The 25,519-nt window shown below is 71.6% G+C and carries 28 protein-coding genes; 15 read left to right on the forward strand and 13 right to left on the reverse strand.

Annotation, left to right across the window (positions count from 1 at the left end; genetic code table 11):
- Window positions 1-2: 2 nt before the first annotated feature.
- From H4N64_RS16070 to H4N64_RS16085, 4 genes are all read right to left on the reverse strand, one after another.
- Complete coding sequence (locus H4N64_RS16070) at window positions 3-623, reverse strand: diguanylate cyclase (protein ID WP_186282988.1); 621 nt, start codon at window positions 621-623, stop codon at window positions 3-5.
- A 4-nt stretch (window positions 624-627) separates the two neighbouring features.
- Window positions 628-1,047, reverse strand: coding sequence for a CBS domain-containing protein (locus tag H4N64_RS16075; RefSeq protein ID WP_186282989.1), 420 nt, complete (start codon window positions 1,045-1,047; stop codon window positions 628-630).
- Window positions 1,048-1,064: 17 nt separating this feature from the next.
- Complete coding sequence (locus tag H4N64_RS16080; protein WP_186282990.1) at window positions 1,065-1,439, reverse strand: DUF2795 domain-containing protein; 375 nt, start codon at window positions 1,437-1,439, stop codon at window positions 1,065-1,067.
- A gap of 241 nt (window positions 1,440-1,680) precedes the next feature.
- Window positions 1,681-3,474: a thiamine pyrophosphate-requiring protein gene (locus H4N64_RS16085; RefSeq protein WP_186282991.1), complete on the reverse strand. Its 1,794-nt coding sequence runs from the start codon at window positions 3,472-3,474 to the stop codon at window positions 1,681-1,683.
- A 242-nt stretch (window positions 3,475-3,716) separates the two neighbouring features.
- On the opposite strand from H4N64_RS16085, the gene H4N64_RS16090 reads away from it, so the two are divergent.
- The 4 genes from H4N64_RS16090 to H4N64_RS16105 all read left to right on the forward strand — a co-directional run bounded on the left by H4N64_RS16090 (window position 3,717) and on the right by H4N64_RS16105 (window position 7,625).
- Entirely contained in the window at window positions 3,717-4,508 is a 792-nt protein-coding gene (locus H4N64_RS16090; protein ID WP_186282992.1) for an RNA polymerase sigma factor SigF, read from the forward strand.
- Window positions 4,509-4,672: 164 nt separating this feature from the next.
- Complete coding sequence (locus tag H4N64_RS16095; protein WP_186282993.1) at window positions 4,673-5,305, forward strand: hypothetical protein; 633 nt, start codon at window positions 4,673-4,675, stop codon at window positions 5,303-5,305.
- Between the two features lie 32 nt (window positions 5,306-5,337).
- Window positions 5,338-6,585 carry an aminotransferase class I/II-fold pyridoxal phosphate-dependent enzyme gene (locus H4N64_RS16100; RefSeq protein WP_186282994.1) on the forward strand — a complete coding sequence of 416 codons (1,248 nt, stop codon included), beginning with the start codon at window positions 5,338-5,340 and terminating at the stop codon, window positions 6,583-6,585.
- Window positions 6,582-7,625, forward strand: coding sequence for an MBL fold metallo-hydrolase (locus H4N64_RS16105; protein ID WP_186282995.1), 1,044 nt, complete (start codon window positions 6,582-6,584; stop codon window positions 7,623-7,625). The genes H4N64_RS16100 and H4N64_RS16105 overlap by 4 nt, the downstream gene beginning before the upstream one ends.
- Here the strand turns inward: H4N64_RS16105 and H4N64_RS16110 are convergent.
- On the reverse strand, window positions 7,618-8,238 hold the full coding sequence (locus H4N64_RS16110; protein WP_186282996.1) for a VTT domain-containing protein: 621 nt from the start codon (window positions 8,236-8,238) through the stop codon (window positions 7,618-7,620). The genes H4N64_RS16105 and H4N64_RS16110 overlap by 8 nt on opposite strands.
- The gene (locus tag H4N64_RS16115) at window positions 8,235-9,008 is read right to left on the reverse strand and encodes an MBL fold metallo-hydrolase (protein WP_186282997.1); all 774 of its coding nucleotides are present in this window, start codon (window positions 9,006-9,008) and stop codon (window positions 8,235-8,237) included. The genes H4N64_RS16110 and H4N64_RS16115 overlap by 4 nt, the downstream gene beginning before the upstream one ends.
- An 85-nt stretch (window positions 9,009-9,093) precedes the next feature.
- Between H4N64_RS16115 and H4N64_RS16120 the strand changes: the two genes are divergently transcribed.
- The 8 genes from H4N64_RS16120 (at window position 9,094) to dnaK (ending at window position 19,291) form a co-directional block, all read left to right on the forward strand.
- A complete protein-coding gene (locus H4N64_RS16120) occupies window positions 9,094-9,495 on the forward strand; it encodes a hypothetical protein (protein ID WP_186282998.1) in 402 nt (133 codons plus the stop codon).
- Window positions 9,496-9,575: 80 nt separating this feature from the next.
- Complete coding sequence (locus H4N64_RS16125) at window positions 9,576-11,642, forward strand: alkaline phosphatase family protein (protein ID WP_336246712.1); 2,067 nt, start codon at window positions 9,576-9,578, stop codon at window positions 11,640-11,642.
- A gap of 109 nt (window positions 11,643-11,751) precedes the next feature.
- A complete protein-coding gene (locus tag H4N64_RS16130) occupies window positions 11,752-12,813 on the forward strand; it encodes an ATP-binding protein (RefSeq protein ID WP_186283000.1) in 1,062 nt (353 codons plus the stop codon).
- Between the two features lie 53 nt (window positions 12,814-12,866).
- Window positions 12,867-14,600 (forward strand): vWA domain-containing protein, encoded by a 1,734-nt coding sequence (locus H4N64_RS16135; protein ID WP_222109036.1) that lies wholly within the window; start codon window positions 12,867-12,869, stop codon window positions 14,598-14,600.
- Between the two features lie 64 nt (window positions 14,601-14,664).
- Window positions 14,665-15,093, forward strand: coding sequence for an OsmC family peroxiredoxin (locus H4N64_RS16140; protein ID WP_186283002.1), 429 nt, complete (start codon window positions 14,665-14,667; stop codon window positions 15,091-15,093).
- Window positions 15,094-15,222: 129 nt separating this feature from the next.
- Window positions 15,223-16,575, forward strand: coding sequence for a CorA family divalent cation transporter (locus tag H4N64_RS16145; protein ID WP_336246713.1), 1,353 nt, complete (start codon window positions 15,223-15,225; stop codon window positions 16,573-16,575).
- A 6-nt stretch (window positions 16,576-16,581) separates the two neighbouring features.
- On the forward strand, window positions 16,582-17,331 hold the full coding sequence (locus tag H4N64_RS16150; RefSeq protein WP_186283004.1) for a glycerophosphodiester phosphodiesterase family protein: 750 nt from the start codon (window positions 16,582-16,584) through the stop codon (window positions 17,329-17,331).
- Window positions 17,332-17,431: 100 nt separating this feature from the next.
- Window positions 17,432-19,291 (forward strand): molecular chaperone DnaK, encoded by a 1,860-nt coding sequence (gene dnaK / locus H4N64_RS16155; RefSeq protein WP_186283005.1) that lies wholly within the window; start codon window positions 17,432-17,434, stop codon window positions 19,289-19,291.
- A gap of 3 nt (window positions 19,292-19,294) precedes the next feature.
- On the opposite strand, the gene H4N64_RS16160 is transcribed toward dnaK, so the two are convergent.
- The 4 genes from H4N64_RS16160 to H4N64_RS16180 all read right to left on the reverse strand — a co-directional run bounded on the left by H4N64_RS16160 (window position 19,295) and on the right by H4N64_RS16180 (window position 21,383).
- The gene (locus H4N64_RS16160) at window positions 19,295-19,402 is read right to left on the reverse strand and encodes a respiratory nitrate reductase subunit gamma (RefSeq protein ID WP_260859750.1); all 108 of its coding nucleotides are present in this window, start codon (window positions 19,400-19,402) and stop codon (window positions 19,295-19,297) included.
- Complete coding sequence (gene narJ / locus H4N64_RS16165; protein ID WP_186283006.1) at window positions 19,399-19,893, reverse strand: nitrate reductase molybdenum cofactor assembly chaperone; 495 nt, start codon at window positions 19,891-19,893, stop codon at window positions 19,399-19,401. Before narJ ends, H4N64_RS16160 begins: the two co-directional genes overlap by 4 nt.
- A complete protein-coding gene (locus H4N64_RS16170; protein ID WP_336246714.1) occupies window positions 19,893-20,441 on the reverse strand; it encodes a hypothetical protein in 549 nt (182 codons plus the stop codon). The genes narJ and H4N64_RS16170 overlap by 1 nt, the downstream gene beginning before the upstream one ends.
- A gap of 78 nt (window positions 20,442-20,519) precedes the next feature.
- Window positions 20,520-21,383 (reverse strand): Scr1 family TA system antitoxin-like transcriptional regulator, encoded by an 864-nt coding sequence (locus H4N64_RS16180; protein ID WP_186283007.1) that lies wholly within the window; start codon window positions 21,381-21,383, stop codon window positions 20,520-20,522.
- A 231-nt stretch (window positions 21,384-21,614) separates the two neighbouring features.
- Between H4N64_RS16180 and H4N64_RS16185 the strand changes: the two genes are divergently transcribed.
- Window positions 21,615-22,040 carry a hypothetical protein gene (locus H4N64_RS16185; protein WP_186283008.1) on the forward strand — a complete coding sequence of 142 codons (426 nt, stop codon included), beginning with the start codon at window positions 21,615-21,617 and terminating at the stop codon, window positions 22,038-22,040.
- Here H4N64_RS16185 and H4N64_RS16190 read toward each other — a convergent pair.
- On the reverse strand, window positions 22,022-22,822 hold the full coding sequence (locus tag H4N64_RS16190; RefSeq protein WP_186283009.1) for a helix-turn-helix domain-containing protein: 801 nt from the start codon (window positions 22,820-22,822) through the stop codon (window positions 22,022-22,024). The genes H4N64_RS16185 and H4N64_RS16190 overlap by 19 nt on opposite strands.
- A 117-nt stretch (window positions 22,823-22,939) precedes the next feature.
- Here H4N64_RS16190 and H4N64_RS16195 point away from each other — a divergent pair, with 117 nt between their 5' ends.
- Both H4N64_RS16195 and H4N64_RS16200 read left to right on the forward strand, forming a co-directional pair.
- A complete protein-coding gene (locus tag H4N64_RS16195) occupies window positions 22,940-23,245 on the forward strand; it encodes a 4a-hydroxytetrahydrobiopterin dehydratase (protein ID WP_186283010.1) in 306 nt (101 codons plus the stop codon).
- Window positions 23,246-23,252: 7 nt separating this feature from the next.
- A complete protein-coding gene (locus H4N64_RS16200) occupies window positions 23,253-23,996 on the forward strand; it encodes a methyltransferase domain-containing protein (protein ID WP_186283011.1) in 744 nt (247 codons plus the stop codon).
- Here H4N64_RS16200 and H4N64_RS16205 read toward each other — a convergent pair.
- Window positions 23,965-24,441 (reverse strand): hypothetical protein, encoded by a 477-nt coding sequence (locus H4N64_RS16205; protein ID WP_186283012.1) that lies wholly within the window; start codon window positions 24,439-24,441, stop codon window positions 23,965-23,967. The genes H4N64_RS16200 and H4N64_RS16205 overlap by 32 nt on opposite strands.
- A complete protein-coding gene (locus tag H4N64_RS16210) occupies window positions 24,438-24,917 on the reverse strand; it encodes a hypothetical protein (protein WP_186283013.1) in 480 nt (159 codons plus the stop codon). Before H4N64_RS16210 ends, H4N64_RS16205 begins: the two co-directional genes overlap by 4 nt.
- Window positions 24,918-25,519: the final 602 nt, after the last annotated feature.

Below are 25,519 nucleotides of genomic sequence, written 5' to 3' on the forward strand. Positions count from 1 at the left end.
GTTCAGCTTCCCTTCTTCCTCGTGCGTCGCGCGGCCCGCCGGCACCGCAGCAGCTCCTCGCCGTACGGCAGCAGCACACAGGTGCCGATCGCCGCCGCGATGCCCGCGAGATAGACGCGGGACAGCGGGCGCCGGCGCGGCACCAGACGCCAGGCGTCCGGATCGCCCCCGCCGCCGCGCAGCAGGGACTTGACCTGGTCGGCGTGCAGACACATCAGCGAGGCCAGCGCCCCGAACGGCAGCGACTCCAGAAAGCTGTGGATGTGCTGCTCGATCGGCTTGACCTCACGGCCGCTGTGCTCGGCCGTGCGCACGTCCCACAGCGCGGTCGCCTCATGGGCGGCGGTGCTGGAGAGCTGCACGGCGAGCAGCATCGGGTTGACCTCGTAGCGCAGGGTCAGCGCGATGGGCACGCCGACCTCGGCCATCATCAGGGAGTGGATGAGTGATTCCTTGGTGCCGGCCGTCTCCTCGATGCGGGTGCGCCGGTGCATCGCCCAGTCGGCGAGGCCGGGCAGAAACCAGCTGGGCAGCAGTCCGTACAGCAGATAGCGGACGGTCGCGTCACCGACGTCGACGCTGACGCCGGTGGCGTTGATCTCCGCGGCCTGGTCCCGGCCCATGCGCTCACCCGTCCGGCGCGGCCCGGCTGATGTCGGCCAGCGCCGACTCCGGATCCTGGGCCTCGGCCAGATCGCCGAGGCTCACCACGCCCACCGGCAGGCCGTCCTCGACGACCGGCAGCCGCCGTATCGCGTGCTGCCGCATCAGGGCCACGGCGGCCGCGACCGGGTCCCGCGGGGCGACCGTCACCGGATCGGGCGTGCACACCGACTCGGCGCTGACCGTCAGCGGGTCGGCGCCCTCCGCGACCGCGCGCACCGCGATGTCACGGTCGGTGAGCATGCCGACGATCCGCTGGCCGTCGGCCACCAGCACATCGCCGATGTCCTGGGCACGCATCAGCTGCGCCGCCTCGACCAGCGAGGCGTCCGGGCGGACGGCGACCACGCCCGCGGTCATCACATCCCTCACAAAGTCAGCCATCACGGTCCTCTCCATGGCTACCGTCGGGTGAGCGCTTCGGCGAGTTCCTGGACGGTGGCGTAGCGCGCCGAGCGGGGGAGGCGCTCCAGCGGCTCCACCAGGGCGTCGGGCGCGTATCCGCGGCGCATGGCGCCCGCCAGCTCGCGCGGGCCCGCCGGGAACACGCTGCGGCTGAGGTACCGGGCCAGCGCCTGGCGCACCGCCGCCAGCGAGGCCGTACCCCCGCCGGGTGCCACCGGACCGCCCGCGACCTGCGGGTCGTCGTCGGCGCTCGGCTCGGGGTCGTGCCACTCCTCGGTCCGGGTGGGGTGACCCGACCTGAGCAGGCCCTGGAGTTCGTGCTTCATCTCGTCGTCGCGATGGACGTTCAGCCGGTCGCTGCCTCGCTGCATGACTCCCTCCAGATCTTCGGGGGTGGGGCTCCGCGTACCCGAAGACCGGCCGCCGACACCGCCCCGGGCGGGGTTTGCCCCGCGTGCGGAGGGAGACCCGGTCCGCACCCCCCGCGCTTCATCTCCGGGGAAGGACAGACCATGGTGTTGCTCGCGTTGATCATTCCGTTGCTCATGCTCGGCGTACTGCTGGCTCTGGGCCGTTACGAGGAGCTCCTGCTCCCCAAGGAGCCGAGCGAGGCTACTTCTTCTCGCGCCCCGGCAGGAACTCCTGCATCTTCGCCTTGAAGCCCTGCTTGATCATGGAGCCGCGGTCCGCGTCGCCCTTGAGGATCGAGGCGGCCGTGGCCTCCAGCTGCTCCCAGGTGGCGTGCGGCGGGATCGGCGGGACCGCCGGATCGGTGAGGAACTCGATCACGGCGGGACCGTCCGCCTCCAGGCCGGCCCGCCAGCCCGCCTCCACGTCCTCCGGCTTCTCCACCCGGATACCGGTCAGGCCCAGCGAGCGGGCGAAGGCGGCGTACTGCACATCCGGGATCTCCTGCGAGGGCAGGAACGACGGGGCGCCCTCCATGGCCCGCATCTCCCAGGTGACCTGGTTGAGGTCGTGGTTGTTCCAGACGCCGACCACCAGCCTCGGATCCTCCCACTGATCGCGGTACTTCGCCGCCGTGATCAGCTCCGCCATCCCGTTCATCTGCATCGCCCCGTCCCCGACCAGCGCGATCGCCGGCCGGTCCGGATGCGCGAACTTCGCGCCGATGGCGTACGGCACCCCGCACCCCATCGTGGCGAGCGTGCCGGAGAGCGAGCCGCGCATGCCGGGCCGCATCGTCAGATGCCGCGCGTACCAGTTCGCCGCCGAGCCCGAGTCGGAGCTGATGATCGCGTCGGCGGGCAGCAGCGGGTCCAGGACATGGGCGACGTACTCCGGATTGATCGGGTCCGCCGACAGGTTCGCCCGCCGCTCCATCACGTCACGCCAGCGCATCACGTTGTCGCACACCGTGTCGTACCACTCCCGCCCGCGCTCCGGGTCGATCATCGGGATCAGGCGTTCCAGGGTTGCCCGCGCGTCGCCGACGAGATTGACCTCGTACGGATAACGCATCCCGACCATGTGCGGATCGAGGTCGATCTGCACCCCCCGCGCCTTGCCGAAGTCCGGCAGGAACTGCGTGTACGGGAAGGAGGATCCGATGGTCAGCAGCGTGTCGCAGTCCCGCATCAGCTCGTACGAGGCACGCGTGCCCAGCAGCCCGATCGCGCCCGTGACGTACGGGAGTTCATCGCTGAGGACGTCCTTGCCGAGCAGCGCCTTGGCGACGCCCGCGCCGAGCACCTCGGCCATCCGCTCCACCTCGGCCCGCGCCCCGGCGGCGCCCTGGCCGACGAGAATCGCCACCTTGTCACCGGTGTTGAGGATCTCCGCGGCCCGTTCGATCGACTCCTGCGAGGGAATCGCCGTCCAGGAACTGCGGTCCAGGCTGGACGGCACCATCTTGAACTCGTGCGTGGGCGGCGCGTAGTCCAGCTCCTGCACATCGCCGGGGATGATGACCGCGGTGGGGCAGCGTCGGGCGTATGCGGTGCGGATCGCCCGGTCGAGCACGTTCGGCAGCTGCTCGGGGACCGTCACCGTCTCCACGAAGTCCGAGGCGACATCCTTGAACAGGGTGTGCAGATCGACTTCCTGCTGGTACGAGCCGCCCATCGCCGTCCGGTGCGTCTGACCGACGATCGCCAGCACCGGCACATGGTCCAGCTTGGCGTCGTACAGGCCGTTCAGGACATGGATCGCGCCAGGACCGGAGGTCGCCGCGCACACTCCGACACGGCCGCTGAACTTGGCGTAACCGACGGCCTGGAACGCCGACATCTCCTCGTGCCGGGACTGGATGAACTGCGGCCGATTCTCCGCCCGGCCCCAGGCCGCGAGCAGGCCGTTGATGCCATCGCCGGGATAGCCGAAGACATGCTCGACCCCCCACTCGCGCAGCCGCTGCAGTACGTGATCGGAGACCTTGGTGCTCATGCGGAACCTCCCGGACGAGATGGACGGACAGCAGCACTCCGAGTCACCCTGCGCGCCTGCCGAAAACCTGAGCCGGTGTTTGCGGCGCGGGGCCAGGGGCAGGCGAACTCTCAGTGCTTCGGACAGGAGGCACGTCCGTGGGAGCGGCACACCGTCGACACGGCTGCGTTCCGTCCGGTTCCGCTGCGCGCTCCCACGGTGACCGTCCAACCCAGAGCACAACCAAGGGAGTTGCGACGCACATGCCCACACGAGTGAGCGCGAAGCACCACCCGCACGATGACGCCCCCGATACCACGGAGGCGTTCCGCAAGCTCAACACTCTGTCGCCGGGCCCGCGGCGCGACGCGCTGCGCGAGGAGATCATCGAGGCCTGGCTACCGATGGCGGACCGGCTCGCGGGACGCTTCCGCAGCCGCGGCGAGAGTTTCGAGGACCTCCGTCAGGTGGCGGCCCTCGGCCTGGTCAAGGCCGTCGACCGATTCGACCCCGAGCGCGGCAACGCGTTCGAGAGCTACGCCGTACCGACCATCACCGGCGAGATCAAGCGGCACTTCCGGGACCACATGTGGACGCTGCATGTGCCGCGCCGTGTGCAGGATCTGCGCAACCGTGTCCGCTTCGCCGTGCAGGACCTCCAGACCGTCTCCGGGCGCAGGCCCACGGTCGCGGAGATCGCCGAGCACGCGGACATGAGTGAGGCCGACGTCCGGGTCGGTCTTGAGGCGCTGGAGAGTTTCACGGCGCTGTCCCTGGACGCGGAGCTGCCCGGCAGTGAGGACGGGTACTCCTTGAGCGACGCGCTGGGGTCCGCGGATCCCGCGCTGGACACGGTGGTGGACCGGGAGGCCGTGAAGCCACGGATCGCCGCGCTGCCCGAGCGGGAGCGGCGGATTCTGTACATGCGGTTCTTCGGGGACATGACGCAGAGCCGGATCGCCGAGCAGTTGGGGATCTCGCAGATGCATGTGTCCCGGCTGATCAGCCGGTGCTGCGGACGGGTTCGGGAGCAGGTGCTGCGGGACGTGGCGTAGGCCTTCTGACGGGGCAAGCCCCTGTCCCGGACTTTCACCCGCACGGCCGCCTTCCGTCCCGCTAATGGTGTCCGGCCGCGCGCGGGTCCTCGCCGGGCGGGCTGTGATGGCTGCGGGGCGCGTGTCTGCGCGTCCCGCAGCCGTCGGTCCAAGGAGCCCGCACGATGCGCCGCAGAGTCCGTGTCCTGTCCGCTCTTGCCCTTGCGGGTGTCCTCCTGGGGTTCGCCGCCTCGTCGGCTTTTGCGGAGCCGGCCGCGGAGGCCAGTCCCAGCAGTACTCATCCGGGCGGGAGCGTCACGGTCTCGGTCACCTGTGATCCCACCGGTGGCCCCGCGCCCTCCACCCTGGACGCCACCTCGCAGGCATTCGAGGAGGGCACCGTCGCCCTGCACAAGGTCGCCGGCAACGACGAGGGTGCCGCCGGGCCCGCCTACCGGGGCACCGCCCGGATCGCCTCCGCCGCGGAGCTCGAAGGCGGTGTCGAACCCGTGGGGCCCGACACCGCGTGGACCGTCGACGGGACCTGTCCCGCCGCTCCCGGCGGTCAGGGCAAGCAGTGGAGCGCGACCTTGACCGTCGCCAAGGGCGGCGCCGGCACCGGCCCGCGGCCGTGCCCGGCCGAGGAGCATCGGGAGCCCTGCCCGCCGGCCGTCGTCCAGAAGGGAGTACGGGCCGGTGAGGGGGGTTCGTTCACCGACTCCGTGCCCGTCCTGGTCGCCGGCGGGGTGTGCATCGCGGCGGCGCTGGGCGGTGCCGTGTACCGGCTGCGGCGCAAGGGAAGAGCTGCCGACATCTGATCTCGTACCGTACGTACCAGGAGGGAGTCAGGGTGGCGCGGAGGGTTCCCGAGAGCCATGGCCCCGTCCGGTACGGGCCGCCGCTGCCCGGGGACGGGCTGCCCGTGCTGCCCGAGCTGTCCGCCGTCCTCGCCGCTGCCGCCGCCCGCGCCGAGAGCGAGCCCGTCGGCGGCGGTGGGGCCCTGCTCGACGCCGCCTGCGGCCACTGGGACCGGCGTGGACTGCCCGCCGTGCCCGACCGGGTGGTCGCCGCCCCCGGCGCCGCCGCGCTGCTGCTCGCCCTGACCGCGGCCCTCGGCGGCGACGTCCTGGTGCCCCGGCCCTGTGCGGCCTGGTGGGCGCCGTACGCACGCCTGTTGGGAAGACCGCTCTTCCATGTCGCCACCCCGGCCGAATGCGGCGGGGTGCCCGATCCGTACGCCCTGCTGGAGACCGTGCGCCGGGTCCGCGCCGAGGGCGGTGACCCGCGGCTGCTGGTGCTGTCGGTCGCCGACGACCCCACCGCCACCGTGGCGCCGCCCGAGGTGCTGCACGAGACCGTCGAGGCGGCCGCCGGCGAGGGCCTGCACCTGGTCAGCGACGAGACCTGGCGCGACACCCGGCACGCCCCGCACGACTCCGTGCTGCTCAGCCCCGCCGAGATGCTGCCGGAACGGGTCACCGTCGTCACCGACCTGGCCGGCGCCCTGCTCCCGCCGGGCTGGCCGGCCGCGATCGCCCGGTTCCCCCTGGGCGATGTCGGAGAGGGCCTGCACGCGCGGGTGCTCGACGTGCTCACCGCGCTCGGCGCCCACGTCGCGGGCCCGGTCGCCGCCGCGGCCCGATACGCCCTCACCGAACCCGAGCCGGTCACCGCCCGCCGGGCGGCCGTCGTACGCCTGCACGCGCGCCTGGCCGCCGCCCTGTACGCGGCCGTCGTCGAGGCGGGAGCCGTGGCCCGCCCCCCGCAGGCCGGCCGCCATCTCTACGTCGATCTGGGCCCCCTGCGCACCGCGCTCGGCGCGCAGGGGGCCGGCGACGCCCAGGATCTGGAGGACTTCCTCACCGCCCGGCTCGGCATGCCCGCGCCCGGCGGCCACCGCTTCGGCGACGACCTCGCCGCACCGCGCGTACGGCTGTCCACCGGGGACCTGCTGGGCGGCACGGACGAGGAGCGCGCGGAATGCCTCGATTCACCCGCGCCGTTGGAACTGCCACATGTGCAACGCGCGTTGATCCATGTGAAGTCGGTCTTCGACGATCTCCGCGACGAAGCTCAGCGATGGGAGCCTCCTCGATGACGCAGCAGTCCGAGCCGACCACGAAGGACAAGGAACTCGACAGCCCCGCCCCCACGTCACCGTTTCCACCGCTCGCCGAACCCCGCCCGCTGGACGAGCGGCGGGTGTGGCCGCGTACCTTCCACGACCGGTTGACCGCCCCGCTGCCCGGCCTGAAGGCCATGGCCCGGTTCGCCCGCGAGGGCGCCGTGCGCCCCGGCCGCGAGGGCCTCGCCGACATCCCCCTGCTGCCCTTCGAACCCGGCCCGCTGCCCCGCGTCGACGCCCGCACGGTCGCCGTCTCCTGGGCGGGACACGCCAGTTGGGTGGTCCGGATCGGCGGACTCACCGTCCTCACCGACCCGGTCTGGTCCCGCCGCATCATCGGCACCCCGGCCCGGATCACCCCGGTCGGCATCGACTGGGAGGTGCTCCCGCGCGTGGACGCGGTCGTCATCAGCCACAACCACTACGACCATCTGGACGCCCCCACCCTGCGCCGACTCCCGTGCGACACCCCGGTGTTCGTGCCGGCCGGTCTCGCCCGCTGGTTCCGCCGTCGACGCTTCACCTCGGTCACCGAGCTGGACTGGTGGGAGGCGGCCGAACTGGACGGCGTCCGCTTCGACTTCGTCCCCGCCCACCACTGGTCCAAGCGCAGCCTCACCGACACCTGCCGCAGCCTGTGGGGCGGCTGGGTCCTCACGGCGGCCGACGGCCAACGCGTCTACTTCGCGGGCGACACGGGCTACGGCCACTGGTTCGCCCGCATAGGCCGCCGCTACCCCGGAATCGACCTCGCCCTGATGCCGATCGGCGCCTACGACCCCCGCTGGTGGCTCAGCGACGTCCACTGCGACCCGGAGGAGGCGGTCCGGGCCACGCTGGACCTGGGCGCGCGCAGGATGGCCCCCATGCACTGGGGGACGTTCATCCTGTCGGCGGAGCCGGTACTGGAGCCGCTGCGGAGGGTGCGGGAGGCGTGGGAGAAGGAGGGGCTTGAGCGCGGGGACTTGTGGGACCTGCCGGTGGGCGGCTCACGGGTACTGGGACTCACCTAGGAGCCCGAACCCGCCTCCACAAACTGGGCGTCACACTGATGACCAGCGTCAGCGCCACCGCCGCGACCACGCCCTCCCACGGCTCAGGGAAGAGCGACCCACCCAGAATCCCGATCAGCTGATACGTCACGACCCACGCCAGACAAGCCGGCAGATTCCCCCGGGCGAAGCGCCGCATCGGCCACTTGGCGATGAGGCACGCCAGCATCACCGGAAGCCGCCCCGCCGGCATCAGCCGGGACAGCACCAGCACCGCCACGTCATGTTCCGCGAGCTTTCGCTGGGCGTGCTCCAGTCGCTCCTGCGGCGCCCGGGACCGAATCGCCTCCAGCCACCGCGACCCGTTCTTCGACCCCATTCCGCGCCGCCCGAGCCAGTACAGCGTGGCGTCACCGAGAAACGCAGCCAGCGAGGCCGTGACGAACACCAACGCGAGAGCAAACGGAGCCGTCTGATGAAATGCCACCACCGCCGCGGAACTGACGAGAGCGCCGGTCGGCACGACCGGCACCAGCGCCCCGAGCAGCACCAGGACGAACAGCGTCGGATAGCCGATCGCCTGCTGCGTGGACTCGGTGGGCACCGTCGTCGAGGCGGCGGCGAGCCAGGTCACGCGGTCACCCCCAGCCGTACGCTCTCGCCGTGCCCGAGCCGGTGCACGGCGACGCCCGGGGCGCGTTCGGCGGCGATCCGGACGAACTCGTCGCCGGGCGCGTGGAACTCGTGGGGGCGCACGGCGTCCATGCCGATCGGCCAGTACGTGCCGTAGTGCACGGGCACGGCGCTGCGGGGCGCCAGCCGGGCCAGGGCCTCCGCCGCGCGCCCCGCGTCCAGGTGGCCCTCGCCGAGATACGGCCCCCATCCGCCCACCGGCAGCAGAGCCACGTCCACGGGCCCGACTTCCTGCGCCATCTCGTCGAACAGGCCGGTGTCCCCGGCGAAGTAGGTGCGGGCCTCGCCCTCGATGACGTAGCCGAGGGCGGGGGAGTGGTGCCGTCCGACGGGCAGGCGGCGTCCGTCGTGGCGGGCGGGCACGGCACGTATGCGCACGGCACCCAGTTCTGTCACGTCTCCGGGCTGTACCTCGGTGACCTGGAGATGAGTGAGCCGGCGCAGCCCCGGTACGGCTCGGGGTGCGCCCCGGGGCACAAGCAGGCGCGTGCCCTCGGGCAGCCGCCCCAGGGAGGGAACATGCAGGTGGTCGGCGTGCAGATGGGAGACGAGCGCGACGTCTGCGCGCCAGGCGTCGGGCGGGGGGAGCGCGCCCCGGCGCCGGCGCAGATGCGCGAGCCGGCGTGCGAACAGAGGGTCGGTGAGGACGCGTACGTCCGAGTCGGCGACCGTGCAGGTGGCATGACCCCACCAGGTGATCTCCACGGGCACCTCTTTGCCTCCTTCGCGCGACTCCCCTGAAGCCTACGGGCAGGAGTAGTGTCGGCGCCTGAAACCCGGAGGTGAGGGGGACGCCATGGGACCGGTGCGGGTCACGGCGATCGCGAGTCTGACACCGCTTGAGGAACTGGACGCCGATCCCTTTCTGGTGGACTCCCGCAGCCAGCACGCGATGTGCGCGCGGTGGGCGGCGGAGCGGGGATACACCGTGAGCCGGGAGCTGGTGGTCCGGGGGCTGCGGCCCGACCACTGTGCGCTGTGGGACGGGGTGCGGTCCGGCGTCGACCTTTTCGTGGTGCCGAGCCGACGTGTGCTGGAGAGCGCCCTGTCCTCCGTCGAGGAGTTCACCGCGGAGTGCGCGCGGCGCGGGGTGCGAGTGGAGACGGTGGGCTGCGAGGAGCCCCGGTACGACTCCCAGATGAAGGCCCGGGTGCACCGCCGGCTGTCGCTGCCGACAGCGGGGTACGACGGGCGGTGACCGAGGTTCCCGCACGTCTGTATGACAAGGTGGAGGCAGGCCCGGCTGGGTGTCGGGTCCGGACGTGAGGTGTGCGGGGCGTGCTTGGACGGCGTTGGCGGCGGGTCGCCAGTCAGGTCGGGCGCAGCGTCGCGGTGTGGGCGGTGTCGACGCTCACCATGCTGGTGCTCGCCGGGATCCTGCCGGACTTCCAGCTCCAGTCCGCCGACGGTGACAGCGCGACCCGGATCGCCGTCACCGCCGCGTTCGGCGCCGGTGCCTTCGGTGTGCTGTCGGCCCTCGTCTGGCCGCTGCTGGTCCGGCTGCTGCTGCTCGTGCCCGCGCTCGTCCTCGGCCTGCTGGTCTTCTTCCTCAACGGCGCCCTCCTGCTGGTCGCCCTGCGGCTGAACCCCGCCGAGCGCGGCGGCGCCGCCTGGGAGACGGCCGTGGTGGTCGCCGCCGTGATGTCCGCGGTCGCCTCCGCCACCGGCGCCGCCCTCGCCGTACGCGACGACGACGCCTACCGGCGCCGGCTGTACCGCCTGGCCGACCGCCGGCGTGGCACCGGGCCGCCGTGTCCGTCCACTCCGGGCACCGTCTTCGTCCAGCTCGACGGCGTCGGGCACGACGTGCTGCGCAGCGCCGTCGGCACGGGACTGATGCCGACCCTCGCCCGCTGGACCGGCGGGGACCGCCCCACCCACCGGCTGACCCCCTGGCGCACCGACTGGTCCAGCCAGACCGGCGCCAGCCAGCTCGGCATCCTGCACGGCAGCAACCACGATGTCCCGGCCTTCCGCTGGTACGACAAGGACAGCCGGGAGGTGATGGTCTGCAACCGCCCGACCAGTGCCGCCGAACTCCAGCGCCGCGCCGTCGAGACGTCCGGCGACGGCGGACTCCTCACCGTCGACGGTGCCAGCCGGGGCAACCTGTTCAGCGGCGGCGCCGAGGAACAGGCCCTGGTGCTCTCCATCGCGACCCGGCGCCGCAGCCGCGAGAACCGCTCCCGCGCGGGCTACTTCGCCTACTTCTCCGACCCGGCGAACGCCGTGCGCACCGCGCTGTCGTTCATCGCCGAGGTCGGCCGGGAGATCGGCCAGTCCACCCGGGCCCGGCTGCGCAAGGCCCGCCCCCGGGTCTCGCGCGGCGGCCTCTACCCCTTCGTACGGGCCTTCGCGACCGTCGTCGAACGGGACGTCGTCGTCGCCGCGGTGATGGGCGACATGCTCGCCGGACGCACCGCCGTCTACGCCGACCTCGTCGCCTACGACGAGGTGGCCCACCACTCAGGACCGGTGAGCCGGGACGCCGACAAGGTCCTCGAACGCCTCGACCGCGCGCTGGAACTCATCGAGAACGTCGCCGAGCACGCCCCGCGCCCGTACCGGATCGTCGTGCTCTCCGACCACGGGCAGAGCCCCGGCGAGACCTTCCGCTCCCGCTACGGCCTCCCCCTCGGCGACCTGGTGCGGGCCGGCTGCGGGCTGCCCGTGCCGCGCAGGGCCCGCCGGACCCACAGCGGCGCCGAGGCCCGTACGGCGGTGCGGGCCGCGCTGCGCATCCCCGTCGAGGAGCGCGGCGAGAGGCACCGCCCCACCCGCCGTTCGGAGCCGATCGTGCTGGCCTCCGGCAACCTCGGCCTGATCTCCTTCCCGGACGTCCCCCACCGGATGACCAAGGAGGAGATCGACGCCCGCCACCCCGCGCTGCTGACCACCCTCGCCAACCACCCCGGCATCGGCTTCCTCCTGGTCCGCAGCGAGCGGCACGGCGGCGTCGTGCTCGGCCCGTTCGGCGCCGAGATCCCGCTGGACCGCCTCGACCAGGAGCCGGGCCCGCTCGCCCCCTTCGGGCCGGGCGCCGCGGACGCCGTGCGGCGCACGCACTCCTTCCCGCACACCGCCGACATCATGGTCAACTCCATGTACGACCCCGCCGACGGCGAAGTCCTCGCCTTCGAGGAGCAGATCGGCTCGCACGGCGGACTCGGCGGCGCCCAGGGCAGGCCCTTCCTGCTCTCCCCCCTCGCCCTGTCCGCGCCGGTCGAGGACGGGGCGGACCTCGTCGGCGCCGAGCACCTCCACCGTGTGCTGCGCCGCTGGCTCGAGGAGTCCGGCGGGCCACAGGTGCCGGTGGAACCCGAGGCCGAGGAGCGGGCGGCCTGAGCCGGATAAATCGGGTGACTACGCCAGCTGTCAATTGAGAACCTCGACGGCGAGCAACCACCTACGCGAGAGCGGCGCCGGTTTAGGCGCAAAGAAGGGAGCCCCTGCTTTGCAGGCTGCCGTCACCGTCACCCCTGCCCGTCTTCCCGAACTCCTCCTCGGTCTCGCCACCGTGCGGCCCGTGTTCGTCTGGGGTGCCCCCGGCATCGGAAAGTCCTCCCTGGTGCGGGACTTCGCCGAGTCGCTGGGCCTTGAGTGCGTGAGCCTGCTCGGCACCCAGCTCGCGCCCGAGGACCTGATCGGCGTGCCGCAGATCCGTGACGGGCGGTCGGTGTTCTGCCCGCCGGAGACGATCGCCCGCGACGAGCCGTACTGTCTGTTCCTGGACGAGCTGAACGCGGCCACGCCGGATGTGCAGAAGGCGTTCTACTCGCTGATCCTGGACCGCCGTATCGGCAACTACGAGCTGCCAAAGGGATCGATCGTCATCGGGGCCGGCAACCGTGCCACCGACAACGCGCTCGCCCGCCCGATCGCCTCCGCGCTGGTCAACCGCCTCACCCATGTGCATCTGGAGGCGTCCCCCAAGGACTGGCTGGTCTGGGCCGCGAACAACGGCGTCCACCCCTGGGTGGTGGACCATCTCACCGACCGGCCCGACCATCTGTGGTCCAAGCCGCCCAAGACCGAGGAGCCGTTCTCCACGCCCCGTTCCTGGCACATGCTCTCCGACGCGCTGCACTCGTTCGGGCGTGACCTGGACGAGGAGACCCTGAAGGTCCTCGCGCACGGCACGCTGACGCCCGCCCACGCGACCGCGTTCTGCGGCTACGTCAAGATCGTCCGCAGCCGGTTCGGCATCGAGGCGATCATCAAGGGCGACGCCCGCTGGCCGAACCGTCCGGAGGACCGCGATCTGCTCTACTACCTCGCCGACTCCTTCCGCGGCCGGCTGATCAAGGAACTGCCCGCGGGCAAGGAGCACATGTCGGCGAACGGCCGTCAGACCGCCTACCGCGCCAAGTCGTTGCTCGTACAGCTCGCGGAGATCTCCGTCGAGGTCGCCCAGACCGTCATCGCCTCCGACGCCGACGGCAATCCCGTACTGCCCTCGTGGTTCCTCGTCGAGGCGGCCCGGGACATGCCGCGTCTGGTGGAGGCGCGCCGGTGAGCCGTAACCGGCCGAAGAAGCGGGACCTCGCGGCGGAGGCCTTCGGCGAGGGGATGCGCCTGGTGAAGGCCAACCCGGCGCTGGCGGCCGTGGAGTTCGACGTGTGCCGCCAGGAGAACTGCGTGCTGGCCCCGCGCGAAGGGCTCGTACGCGTCTGCTCCTCCGCCACCCTGCACATCCACCCTGATCGCCTGGCCGACCCGGCCGCCTGGGCATGGGCCCTCGCCCACGCGATCCTCCACCTCGGCTTCGGTCATGTGCCGGCGGCCAAGGGCGAGCGCGTGCAGCCCGACGCCTGCGACCTCGCCGCCCGTTGCGTCGTCGTCAACCGCTTCCTGCTCGGCTTCACCATCGGCAGGACCCCGGAGGGCCTTCCGGCCTCCTATCCCGACGGCGACGAGGAACAGCTCGCCGCGCGCTGGCGTCGCGACGGCATCCCGGCCGTGTACGAGCGCTGCGGCACCGCGGGCGACGAGCCGGACCTGCGCCTCGTGGAGTGGCACGGCTGGTACGGGCAGCCGCCCGACCACCAGCTCGCCTTCGCCACCGCGCTGACCCGGACCGTGTCCGCGGCGATGGACATGGCGGGCGGCCGCCGCGACAGCCTGGCCGACGAACCGGCCCGGCAGCGCCCCTGGCAACGCGCCCTGAGCTGGTTCATCGCCTCCTACCCGCTGCTCGCCGGGATCGCGGCCGGCATCAAGCTGGTCGCCGACGCCGAACTCGCCCGCGCACACGGCATCTCCGTCGCCGCGGTCAACGCCGAGGCGGGCGAGATCTACATCAACCCGCTCAGCGTCTTCGAGGACGAGGAGTGGCGGTTCGTCCTCGCCCACGAGATGCTGCACGCCGCCCTGCGCCACAGCGACCGCTGCGGCACCCGTGACCCCTACCTCTTCAACATCGCCTGCGACTACGTCATCAACGGCTGGCTGAAGGAGATGGACGTCGGCACCATGCCCGAGGGCCTGCTGTACGACGCCCAGCTCGCCGGGCTGTCCGCCGAGGAGGTCTACGACCGCCTCGCCGGCGACCTGCGCCGGATGCGGCGCCTTTCCACCCCGCGCGGCAAGGGCGTCGGCGACATCCTCGGCGCCCCGCTGTGCCCGCCCGGCGACTACGTCGACCTCGACGAGTTCTACCGGCGCGGCCTCTACCAGGGCCTGGATCTGCATCAGCGGCAGGAACGCGGCTTCCTGCCCGGCGGCCTGGTCGAGGAGATCCGCGCACTCAGCCATCCGCCGCTGCCCTGGGACGCGCAACTGGCCCGCTGGTTCGACGAGTTCGTGCCCCGTCCGGAGCCGGTACGGACGTACGCCCGCCCGGCGCGCCGCCAGGCCTCCACGCCCGACATCCCGCGCGCGGGACGCTACTTCCCGCCGGAGGAGATCGCCCGCTGCACCTTCGGCGTGGTGCTGGACACCTCCGGCTCCATGAACCGGGTCCTGCTGGGCAAGGCGCTGGGCGCCATCGCCTCCTACGCCGAGGCCCGGGACGTGCCCGCCGCGCGGGTGGTGTTCTGCGACGCGGCCCCGCACGACGCGGGCTATGTGCCGGTCACGGAGATCGCCGGGCGGGTGCGGGTGCACGGCCGGGGCGGCACGGTGCTCCAGCCGGGCATCGATCTGCTGCACCGCGCGGACGACTTCCCGCCCGGCGCGCCGATCCTGGTCATCACCGACGGCTGGTGCGACGTCCTCAGGGTGCGGCGCGAACACGCCTACCTGATCCCGCAGGGAGCCCGGCTGCCGTTCTCCGCACGCGGGCCGGTCTTCCGGGTGAGCTGAGCCGGAATGTGATCGGATGGTGCACACGGACCCCGAACACGGGACCTCACTGAAGGGATTCATCGTGGCAACCACGCGCTCCGCACACACCGTGTGGGAAGGCAACCTGTTCCAGGGCAACGGCGTCGTCACCTTCGACTCCTCCGGAGCCATCGCCGCGCAGCCGGTGTCGTGGCCCTCGCGCGCCGAGGCGGCAGGCGGCAAGACCAGCCCGGAGGAGCTGATCGCGGCCGCGCACTCCAGCTGCTACTGCATGGCCTTCTCCAACGGCCTGGACAAGGCCGGCACCCCGCCCACCAAGCTGGTCACCTCCGCTGATGTGACCTTCCAGCCGGGTGAGGGCATCACCGGCATCCACCTCACCGTCGAGGGCACGGTGCCCGGCATCAGCGAGGAGGCGTTCCTCGCCGCGGCCGAGGACGCCAAGGCCAACTGCCCGGTCAGCCAGGCCCTCAAGGCCGTCCCGATCACCCTGTCCGCGAAGCTCGCCTGAGCGTAGAGGATCATGGTTCGCGCAGGCCGCCCACCCGGGCGGCCTGCGCGACGTCGGTTCGGGGTATGACATGGACGCCGATGAGTCGGAAGGACCGCGATGGGGACGGGAACGGCAGGGAGCGCGACGGTGCTTGACTCCGCCACTCGGGAACTCACCCGTATTCTCCTGCTGTTCAGCCTGGGCTGCCGGGTCCGCCCGCCCGACCCCGCCCCGGAGGGCCTCGTCGACCGGTTCCCGTTCGGCCGGTTCAGGCCGCATCTGGAGTCCGGCGAGGCGGTGCTGCCGGTACCGGTGCTGACCGAGCGAATAGCCCCGGGCGATCTGAGGCTGCCCGACGGCGACCACGGCCTCGTCCTCTCCTCCGTCGACCTCCTCGTCGTCGCCACCCCGCGCGGGGACGCCACCCTGCTCCTGGACTGCGAGTTCGCCGGAGACACCGACGCCCTCGCCGTCGCCTCCTGGCTCGCCACCACCTGCTTCGAGCGCCACCAGCTGGAACTCGGTGACCGGCCGCTGCTGGAGGCGCTGAGGGAACGCCTGGGCCTGACGGAACCCCTCACCTTCGGCCTGAACGTGCACCAACTCGTCTACCCCGGCGGCCGGTTGCGCGAGGAACTGCTCGCCCACGCCGACGAGAGCCGCCAGTCCGCGCTGCTGAACCGGATCATCTACCGGGGCAAGATGCCGGCCGAGGCCGCCGAGCGGCTCACGGTCAGCGTGCCGCCCAACCTCAAGAACCACGGCGTCACCCTCTCCGCCCACGGCCGCGGTGTCTCCGTCCAGGCGGGCTGGGCCACACACGTGGAGAACGGTCTGGCCGTGGTCGCCCTCGGCATGATCTCCGCGCTGGCCGTCCTCCAGCGCACCCGGCTCGCGGCCTTCGCGATGATGAAGCAGAACGAACAGGCCCTGACCGACTCGCCCTCCGAGGTCCGCACTCTGATCTCCCGCCTCTCGGACGGCGTCAACGAGCTCCAGCTCGACCTCGCCTTCGGGGTCGAGGCGTACGTCGACAGCCTCCTGATCCCGGAGATGCTCACGGAGGGTTTCCAGTCGTCGCTGCGCGACATCCTCGGCATCCGCGACAGCCTCGACAACTCGGCCCGTATGGTCGAGCGCCTGACCTCCGTCATCAACGCCCGCTCGGCCGCCCTGGACGCCGCCCTCGCGGACCGCGACGAGCGTCAGAACCGCGTCATCTCCGCGCTGGTCGCCGCCGCCACCCTGATCGCCCTGCCGCCGACGCTGCTGCTGGCCTTCTTCGGCGTGAACGCCACCAACGTGGACGAGGGTCGCTCCATCCTCGACCTCGGCCGGTACGGCACCGCGTACGCTCTGGCCTGGCTGCCCTTCGTCGTTCTGGTCGTGATCGGATACTTCCTGCTCCGGAGGGTCAGCAGACGGTCCGGCAGCCTGCTGTCCGCGTCCGACGCGCCGACCGCTCCGGTGCCCGCACCTCGTACCTCGACCGGGAGTTGACCGATCATGCCGCGACGACCCGCCGTCTCCGCCCACCGCGGCGGCTCCGAACGCGCCGGCGCCGCCACCTGGGAGGCGTACGAGGACGCGCTGCTCAGCGGCGCCGAGTACGTCGAGTTCGACATCCGGCGGACCGCGGACGGCATGCTCGTCGTCTACCACGACGCCCGGGCCGACCACACCGGACCGCCGCTGTCGACGATCACCCACGCCGAGCTGAGCGAGCGGACCGGATACGCGGTGCCGGTCGTCGACGAGGTCATGGAGCTGATCGCCGGGAAGCTCGTGGGCCATCTGGACCTCAAGGAGGTCGGCTACGAGCGTGAGGTGATCGACCGCGCCGTCGCCCTGCTCGGGGAGGACGGCTTCGTCGCCACCACCCTGGAGGACCGTTCCATCGCGGCGATCTCCCGGGACTTCCCCCGGGTGCGCACGGCGCTCTCGCTCGGCCGCAACCGTGACGAGATCGGCTGGGCCCGGCTGCCCGGGACCCGGCTCAGCGAGCTGCTGCCCATGCGCCGGGTGCGCGCCTGCGGGGCCGGCGGGGTCGCCGTGCACCAGCAGCTGGCCCGGGCCAGCGTGCTGCGGGAGGCGACCCGGCACGGCCTGTTCACCATGGTGTGGACGGTCAACGACGACACCCTGATGCGGACCTTCCTCGACCATCCCCGCGTCGACGTGCTGATCACCGACCGGCCCCGGCGTGCCGTGGCACTGCGCGGTGAGCCCAGGGAGCCGGAGCGTGTGATCGGCTGAGCTTTCCGCACCGGCCCGCCGGGGTACCCGGACCATTGACAACAGCTCACTCAAGTTTTGTGCTGGAGTTCGGGAAGTGCCCTGGCGGAAGGGGACAGCGATGGGACGTGCGGTCGGTATCGATCTCGGGACCACGAACTCCGTGGTGGCCGTGCTGGAGGGCGGCGAACCCACCGTCGTCGCCAATGCGGAGGGGGCCAGGACCACACCGTCGGTCGTGGCCTTCGCCAAGAACGGCGAGGTGCTCGTCGGTGAGGTGGCCAAACGGCAGGCGGTGACGAACGTCGAGCGGACCGCCCGCTCGGTCAAGCGCCACATGGGCTCCGGCGACTGGCGCTTTCCGCAGGAGGGCTCGGTCGACGGCACCCGCTACCGCGCCCAGGAGCTCTCGGCCCGGGTGCTGCAGAAGCTGAAGCGGGACGCAGAGTCCTATCTCGGCGAGGACGTCACCGACGCCGTGGTCACCGTCCCGGCGTACTTCGACGACGCCCAGCGGCAGGCGACCAAGGAGGCCGGGGAGATCGCGGGCCTGAAGGTGCTGCGGATCATCAACGAGCCAACCGCGGCCGCCCTCGCCTACGGCCTGGACCGGGGCGAGGAGCAGACCGTCCTCGTCTTCGACCTCGGCGGCGGCACCTTCGACGTCTCGCTGCTGGAGATCGGCGACGGCGTCATCGAGGTCAAGGCCACCAACGGCGACACCCACCTCGGCGGCGACGACTGGGACCAGCGGGTCGTCGAGCATCTGGTGAAGAAGTTCAAGGGGCAGTACGGCATCGACCTCGGCAACGACAAGATGGCGCTGCAACGGCTGCGCGAGGGCGCCGAGAGGGCCAAGATCGAGCTGTCCAGCTCCTCGGAGACGACGATCAACCTTCCGTACATCACCGCCTCCGCCGAGGGCCCGCTGCACCTCGACGAGAAGATGACCCGCGCCCAGTTCCAGGAGCTCACCGCGGATCTCCTCGACCGCTGCAGGACACCCTTCCACCAGGCGGTCAAGGACGCCGGGATCAAGCTCGCCGCGGTCGACCATGTGATCCTCGTCGGCGGCTCGACCCGGATGCCTGCGGTGACGGACCTGGTGAAGGAGCTGACCGGCAAGGATCCGCACAAGGGCGTCAACCCCGACGAGGTCGTGGCCGTCGGCGCCGCGCTCCAGGCGGGCGTGCTCCGTGGCGACGTCAAGGACGTGCTGCTGCTCGACGTGACCCCGCTGTCCCTCGGTATCGAGACCAAGGGCGGCATCATGACCAAGCTGATCGAGCGCAACACCACGATCCCGACCCGGCGTTCGGAGATCTTCACCACCGCCACCGACAACCAGCCCTCGGTCGGCATCCAGGTCTACCAGGGCGAACGCGAGATCGCGGCCTACAACAAGAAGCTCGGCGTCTTCGACCTGACGGGTCTGCCGCCCGCGCCCCGAGGGGTCCCGCAGATCGAGGTCGCCTTCGACATCGACGCCAACGGCATCATGCATGTCTCCGCCAAGGACCTGGCCACCGGCCGCGAACAGAAGATGACCGTCACCGGCGGCTCGGCCCTGCCCAAGGACGACATCGACCGCATGATGCGGGAAGCCGAGCAGTACGCGGAGGAGGACCGGGGGCGCCGCGAGGCCGCCGAGACCCGCAACCAGGCCGAGCAACTCGTCTACCAGACCGAGAAGTTCGTCCGCGACAACGAGGACAAGGTCCCCGCCGACACCAGGTCCGAGGTGGAGTCCGCGATCACCGAGCTGAAACAACTCCTGGAACGCAACGCGGAGACGGCGGAGTTGCGCACCGGCGTCGAGAAACTCGCCACCGTCAGTCAGAAGATGGGCCAGGCGATGTACGCGCAGGCACAGTCGGAGCCGACCGGCCGGCACACCACGCCTGAGGAGGAGGGGGAGGAAGGCGTGGTGGACGCGGAGATCGTCGACGACGAGAAGGACCAGAAGGGCGGGGCCGCCTAGGCGTCAGCGGCGGGTCGTCTCCCAGCCCCGCCGCTCCGGGCGCCAGATCAGTCCGGTGACGAGCAGGGCGAGGACGACGTACGGCAGGACGCCCCAGAGGAGGGTGGTCATCGGCGCGTCCCGGTGGGTGCGGTCGGCAGCGTGGCGCACACGGCGTCGAGGACGGTGGCGTACGGTGTGCCGAAGTCGGTGAGCCGGGAGCGGAGTTGCTCCAGGCCGTCGCGGTGTTCGAGGAGCAGGTCGGTGTTGCCGGTGCGGGCGGCGAACTCCAGTACCGCGGGCAGGAAGTCGGGCAGCTCCTCGCCGCTGAACTCCAGGCCGTGCTCCCGGTAGACGTCCTTGAAGCGGACCAGCGACATCCCGCGCCGCCGGGTGTCCCCGTCCCGCCACCAGCTCAGGTACAGACTGTGCCGGTTCTTGATATCGAAGACCTGCACATAGTGCGCGGCCAGTTCCTGGGCGTCGGTGACCGCCGCGTGGTCAGTGAACTCCCGTAGCTGGGGGGCGGCTTCGCGCAGCAGCGGAAGCCGGGCGCGGAAGTCGTCGTCGGGGTAGGTCAGGCAGAGCGCCGCCGCCTGGTAGAGCACCGCGTCCGAGGGCATCAGGTCTCCTCCGCGTCGTCCGAGGTCTGGCGTCTGCGCAGCACGTGGAAGTTCTCCACCGACACCAGTCGCAGCAGCTTGCGGCCCGAGTCCTGGCCGAACGGCCCGTCGCCGCCCATGCCGGGCCCGCCCTCGTAGTCCAGCCTGCAGCCCTGCGGCAGCGCGGACTCCTCCAGGCGCCGCGCGTCGCCGACGGCGGCCGGGACCGACGGGTCCGGGGTCTCGCCGAGGTTCAGCGCCAGCATGTGGGAGCGCATCGCGGCGAGCTTCTCCAGTGAGGCCCGCACCGGGCCGACGTCTCCGGCGGTGAAGAGCTCCGCGAGGTACTCCAGCGGGATGCGCAGGGTGTCGATGGCGCCGAAGACGTACACCTTCCAGCGGCAGGAGCCGGTGCAGTTCACCCCGTGCGTGGAGAAGGCGTCCGCCTCGCGACCGCCCGTGATCCGGACACTGTGCAGATCCGGCGCGGGAGTGCCGGGCCGGAAGAAGCGACCGGCCTTCAGCAGCGCCGCGCCGGGCTCCGTGGGCGGTATCCGGGTGTCGGTCACATGCGCTCCCTTGCTTGCCCGTGGTCTCGAACCTAGGGCGGAGCCGGGGAGCGCACCCGCTGACGGCACCCGTACGGGTCAGAAGTCCGCGCGGCGCTCCCTGAGGAGCTTCGTCGTGCGGTCCGCGGTGGCGGCGCTGGTGGACATGTGGTCCAGGACCTCCAGATGGGCCGCGACCTCCGTGCGGGAGTCCAGGTACAGGGCGCCGGTCAGGTACTCGGTGAAGGCCATGTCGGGCAGCTCGGGCTCGGCGAAGCGGAACAGGGTGAAGGGGGCGTAGGTGCCGGGGTGCGGGCCGCGGGCGAACTCGGCGATCTGGAGGGTGACGCGGTCGCGCTCGGCGAATTCCAGGAGCTTGTCGATCTGCTCGCGCATCACCGAGGGGTGGTCGCTCACCGGGCGCCGCAGCACCGTCTCGTCCATGATCACCCAGAGGTGGGGGCGGTCCTCGCTCTCCAGCAGCCGCTGGCGCTCCATGCGCAGGGCCACATGCCGCTCGATCGCCGCGGGACCGGTCTGGCCTATGGTGCCCGCCTCCAGAACGGCGCGCGCGTAGTCCTCGGTCTGGAGCAGGCCCGGCACGAAGTGCGGCTCGTAGGAGCGGATGATCCGGGCCGCGCCCTCCAGGCTCACATACAGGCTGAACCAGTCCGGCAGCACATCGTGGTACCGCTGCCACCAGCCCGGCTGATTCGCCTCCTCGGCCAGCGAGACGAACGCGGCCGCCTCCTCCTCGGGCACCCCGTAGGTCTCCAGCAGCACCTGCACGTACGGGATCTTCAGGGAGACCTCGGCCATCTCCATCCGCCGTACCGTCGCCGAGGCCACCCGCAGGACCTTCGCGGCCTCCTCGCGCTTGAGCCCGGCCGCCTCCCGGAGCTCCTGCAACCGCTTGCCGAGCACCACCTGACCCACGGTCGGCGCGGGCCGCCGCTCACTCACGCCACGCCTCCCCTACCCGCCGAACTACCCGTGCAGTGTGCCATGTTCCGCTTTCGCTCTCACCGGTTCGGCGATGAGGCGCTCGCCACTGCCGGGCCCGGCATTACCCGGGAGGTAATCGACCCTGTCCCAGGGGCGCGGGATCGTTGCCTCACCGGGCTCCGGATCGGCGCACTCCGATCCGGGACCCGGGTTCCTGTTCAGACCCGACCCGACGGAGGGTGATTCGTCATGTCCGCGACCCAGCTTGCCGCGCTCGCCCGGACCTCCGACCCGCAGGCCGTGCTCCGCCGGTTCCTCGCTCTCGACGCGCTGGTGACGGGGGCCAACGCCCTTGCCTACCTCGCCGTTTCCGGGCCGCTCGGGCGGCTGTTCGGGGTCGACTCGGCGCTGCTGCTCGAACTCGGGGTCTTCCTCGCCGTGTACGCCGGCGCCGTCGGATGGCTCGCCTCCCGCTCCCGGCCCGCCACCTTTCCGGTGCGGGCCGTGATCGAGGCCAACTTCGCCTGGGCCGCGCTGAGTCTGGTCGCCCTCGCGGTGTGGCTGTCGCCGACCACGACCGGCGCGGTGTGGACCGTGACGCAGACGCTCACCGTCGCCGGGTTCGCCGCGCTGCAGCACATCGCCCTGAAGGGGCGTCAGGGCATCAGCGACTGAAGGTACTTGACCGTCGCCGGGTCGGCCGGGAGCAGTGTCTCGATGGCCAGCTCGGCGACGGTCACGTCCATCGGGGTGTTGAAGGTGGAGATCGAGGAGATGAAGGACAGGACCCGGCCCCCGTGCTCGATCTGGAGCGGGAGCGCGAAGTAGGGGACCGGGTCCGCCGGTTCCTCGCTCGGGTCCTGCTCCGGCACCGGGTAGGCCGCCACCTCCTCGTACAGCTTCCGTAGCGCCGCGGAGCGGTGCAGGGCGATCTGCCGTTCCATCTGCGCGAGGAGATGGCCGCGCCACTCACGGAGGTTGCGGATGCGCGGCGCCAGGCCCTCCGGGTGGAGGGTCAGACGCATGGCGTTCAGCGGGGGAGCGAGGAGGTGCTCGGGGATGCCGTCGAGCAGCATCAGGATGCCCCGGTTGGCCGCGAGGACGTTGTACATCGCGTCCACCACGATCGCCGGGTAGGGCTCGTAACCCTGGATCAGCCGCTCCATGCCCTGGCGCACGGCGTCCAGCGCCGGGTCGTCCAGCGGGGTCTCCGGGTAGCGCGGCGCGTAACCGGCGGCCAGCAGCAGGGCGTTGCGCTCCCGGACCGGCACGTCCAGGTGCTCGGCGAGCCGCAGCACCATCTCCTCGCTCGGCCGGGAACGGCCCGTCTCGATGAAGCTGATGTGGCGGGCCGAGGAGTCGGCGCGCAGCGCCAGTTCCAGCTGACTGACCCGGCGCTGCTCCCGCCAGGCCCGCAGTAGCGGCCCGACGCCCCGGTCGGAGGAAGTGACGGTCATGGCTCGACCGTAGACGAAGAACCGGCACCCGGGCGAAGCAACCCCTTCTGACCAGGGCTTCGGCGGGGCCTCTGTGGCAGTCTTGAAGGGAACCCGCAGCCCAGGAAGGAGCGGCGTATGGCCGTCGAACCGCTGTCGCAGAAGGAGATCGAGGACCGCCTCGCGGAACTGCCGGGCTGGTCGCTGGACGGGGACCGCATCGCGCGTTCCTACCGGCTCTCCTCGCACTTCGCGGCCACCGCGATGGTCGTCCACATCGCCCAGGTCCAGGAGGAGCTCGACCACCACTCCGACCTCACGCTCGGCTACAACACGATCTTCCTGACCGTGAACACGCACAGCGTGGGCGGCGCGGTCACCGAGAAGGACTTCGAGCTGGCGCGCCGGGTCGAGGAGCTGGCACCCGGGCACGGGGCCGAGTGAGGGGCGCGTGCTCGACTACGACAAGGAAGCCGACGTCTACGACTCCTCCCGCGGCGGTGAACCCCGGGCCGCCGCAGCGGCCGAAGCGGTCCTCGGCCTGATCCCGGACAGCGCGCGCAGCCTCCTCGACATGGCCTGCGGCACCGGCATCGTGACCCGGCGGCTGGTGTCGGCGCGGCCCGCGCTGCGGGTGACGGGCGCGGATCTGACGTACGGGATGGCCCGGATGGCCGCCGCACGGCTGCCCGGCGCGGTGGTGCTGGCGGACAGCCGGCGGCTGCCGTTCCCCGACGGGACGTTCGACGCGGTGACCAGTGTGTGGCTGCTGCATCTGCTGGACCGGGGCGACGACATGGGCGCGGCGGTCGCCGAGTGCGCCCGGGTGCTGCGGCCCGGCGGGGTGTATGTGACCACCGTCGACAAGGCCGCCGCCCATGACGTCGGCAGCGACATCGACGCCGTGCTCGAACCGCGCCCGCGCCGCCCCGCCTTCGACGCGGCGGCCCGAGTGGAGGCCCGCGCCGCCGCACATGGCCTGACCCTCGTCGGCCGGGCCCGCTTCACGGGACTCGGCCAGGGCCGCAGCCCGCGCGGCACGGCGGCCGACCTGCGGCGCGGCTGGTTCACCCAGCTCCCGCCCGGCGACCCCCTCACCGAACGCTTCGCCACCCGGCTGGAGTCCCTCCCGGATCCGGACCGCCGCCGCCCGGACCCGGTCTTCAGCCTCCGGGCGTTCCGGAAGCCCGGGTGAAGTCCATGACCCAGTTGGTCAGCCAGGTCTCCCCGCCGTCGAGGGAGAACGCCTGCTCCCAGCGGGCGGTGGTGGCGGAGATGCCCGACCACACGAACCGCACGCGCACGTCCTTGCCGTCGTGGGTGTCGTCGCCGTGGAACTCGCCACGCTCGCCCTCGAAACGGCCGGTCACGGGCGGGAACAGCCTGCCGCTGCGGCTGGAGGACCAGTTCAGGGACCACTGCTTGGTCTCCGGGTCGAACAGGCGCAGCGTCACGCCCTTCGAGCCGAGGTGCGGCATGTCGATCTCGTCGATGTTCGCGGCGCCGTCGAACAGGCTCCAGCAGCGCGAGGTGCTCGGGAACTCCTCCCAACCGCTGTCCGCGTCCAGGAAGTCGGTGCGACGGCGGTGGCGGACCTCCCAGTCGCCGTGGAAGAAGTCGAAGTCGTGCGCGGTGCTCATGCGTGGTCTCCCGTGGTTCCTTCGGGCAGGGAATCGGCCAAGTAGGCCTCAAGGTCGGGGGTTTCGGGCGCGAGGATGTGCCGTATCCACGCGTCCCTCTCGTGCTGGATCGGCGGCAGTTCCCAGACGCAGCCGATCCAGGGCCGGTCCGTCGCGACGAAGTGCGCCGGGTCGCCGTCCGGACAGCCGAGGACCGGCTGGCCCGCCGCCGCGCCCCGGAAGTGCAGGACGTTGTCCCACACCCAGCTGTACGCGTTGAGGTACGCGCCGGTGTCGCCACCCCGGTGCAGGACGACGAAGGTCACCGGGGGTGTGCCGTCCGGCTCCGGCAGCAGCTCCGGCAGGATCGCGTACGCCGCCTTCTCCACGTCGGGTGCGATGCCGGCCGGGTCGGCGGTGACGTGGTAGCGCTTGATCCTGCGGCCCGCCACCTCGATCGGCGGAGGCACGGTCAGGAGTTTCTCCGTGAAAGACATGCCGAGACGTTAGGGCCGCTTCACTGACATCCTGTGTCAGTGGGTTCGGTTGGGTTTTTGCTGGTGGTGGCGCCGCCTGCGCGGATGACGTGGGGAATTCTAGCCCTAGTTATCTCTAGTTAGCCCGACCTAGCCCTAGTGGGGAAGATCTATTCCCCATCCGTTCCCCATGGGGTACGGCGAAGGCCCCCGCAGCCTGAAACGGCGGGGGCCTTCGCGTGTCGGCGCTCGGACCAGGACGGGACCTCCACCCGGGGAGGTGGACGCGGCCCCGCCCTGGCCATCTGATCCAACGATCACATACGGCATGCGTCACGGTCAGATACTTCGCAGATTTTGCAGATTTTGTGTGGGAAATGACCGCCGAGTAGAGGACTCTGCTAAGACCGACCGCCCGCGCGCAGGGGGGTGCTCACGACAGGGCCGTGATCCTGCGGCGGGCGGCCGGCCGTCCGGCGGCCGCGCGGGGACTGGGCGCGGGCCGGGCCGGTGAGGGGGGTGGCTTCCACTCGACTGCGGCCCGGTTCGGGGTGGGAGTGCGTGCGCAGGGAATGAATTTGCGCTCCAGTCGTGCCCCGAGTGCTTTTGTCACGCGCTGTTGA

The organism is Streptomyces cupreus (assembly GCF_014257025.1).
GTDB classification, from domain to species: Bacteria; Actinomycetota; Actinomycetes; order Streptomycetales; family Streptomycetaceae; genus Streptomyces; species Streptomyces cupreus.

Bases quoted from the DNA above. Each gene is read 5' to 3' on its own strand.
- H4N64_RS16070 (WP_186282988.1), bottom strand. From the start codon at position 623: ATGGGCCGGGACCAGGCCGCGGAGATCAACGCCACCGGCGTCAGCGTC.
- H4N64_RS16075 (WP_186282989.1), bottom strand. From the start codon at position 1,047: ATGGCTGACTTTGTGAGGGATGTGATGACCGCGGGCGTGGTCGCCGTC.
- H4N64_RS16080 (WP_186282990.1), bottom strand. From the start codon at position 1,439: ATGCAGCGAGGCAGCGACCGGCTGAACGTCCATCGCGACGACGAGATG.
- H4N64_RS16085 (WP_186282991.1), bottom strand. From the start codon at position 3,474: ATGAGCACCAAGGTCTCCGATCACGTACTGCAGCGGCTGCGCGAGTGG.
- H4N64_RS16090 (WP_186282992.1), top strand. From the start codon at position 3,717: ATGCCCACACGAGTGAGCGCGAAGCACCACCCGCACGATGACGCCCCC.
- H4N64_RS16095 (WP_186282993.1), top strand. From the start codon at position 4,673: ATGCGCCGCAGAGTCCGTGTCCTGTCCGCTCTTGCCCTTGCGGGTGTC.
- H4N64_RS16105 (WP_186282995.1), top strand. From the start codon at position 6,582: ATGACGCAGCAGTCCGAGCCGACCACGAAGGACAAGGAACTCGACAGC.
- H4N64_RS16120 (WP_186282998.1), top strand. From the start codon at position 9,094: ATGGGACCGGTGCGGGTCACGGCGATCGCGAGTCTGACACCGCTTGAG.
- H4N64_RS16135 (WP_222109036.1), top strand. From the start codon at position 12,867: ATGCGCCTGGTGAAGGCCAACCCGGCGCTGGCGGCCGTGGAGTTCGAC.
- H4N64_RS16150 (WP_186283004.1), top strand. From the start codon at position 16,582: ATGCCGCGACGACCCGCCGTCTCCGCCCACCGCGGCGGCTCCGAACGC.
- dnaK (WP_186283005.1), top strand. From the start codon at position 17,432: ATGGGACGTGCGGTCGGTATCGATCTCGGGACCACGAACTCCGTGGTG.
- H4N64_RS16160 (WP_260859750.1), bottom strand. From the start codon at position 19,402: ATGACCACCCTCCTCTGGGGCGTCCTGCCGTACGTCGTCCTCGCCCTG.
- narJ (WP_186283006.1), bottom strand. From the start codon at position 19,893: ATGCCCTCGGACGCGGTGCTCTACCAGGCGGCGGCGCTCTGCCTGACC.
- H4N64_RS16185 (WP_186283008.1), top strand. From the start codon at position 21,615: ATGTCCGCGACCCAGCTTGCCGCGCTCGCCCGGACCTCCGACCCGCAG.
- H4N64_RS16190 (WP_186283009.1), bottom strand. From the start codon at position 22,822: ATGACCGTCACTTCCTCCGACCGGGGCGTCGGGCCGCTACTGCGGGCC.
- H4N64_RS16195 (WP_186283010.1), top strand. From the start codon at position 22,940: ATGGCCGTCGAACCGCTGTCGCAGAAGGAGATCGAGGACCGCCTCGCG.
- H4N64_RS16205 (WP_186283012.1), bottom strand. From the start codon at position 24,441: ATGAGCACCGCGCACGACTTCGACTTCTTCCACGGCGACTGGGAGGTC.
- H4N64_RS16210 (WP_186283013.1), bottom strand. From the start codon at position 24,917: ATGTCTTTCACGGAGAAACTCCTGACCGTGCCTCCGCCGATCGAGGTG.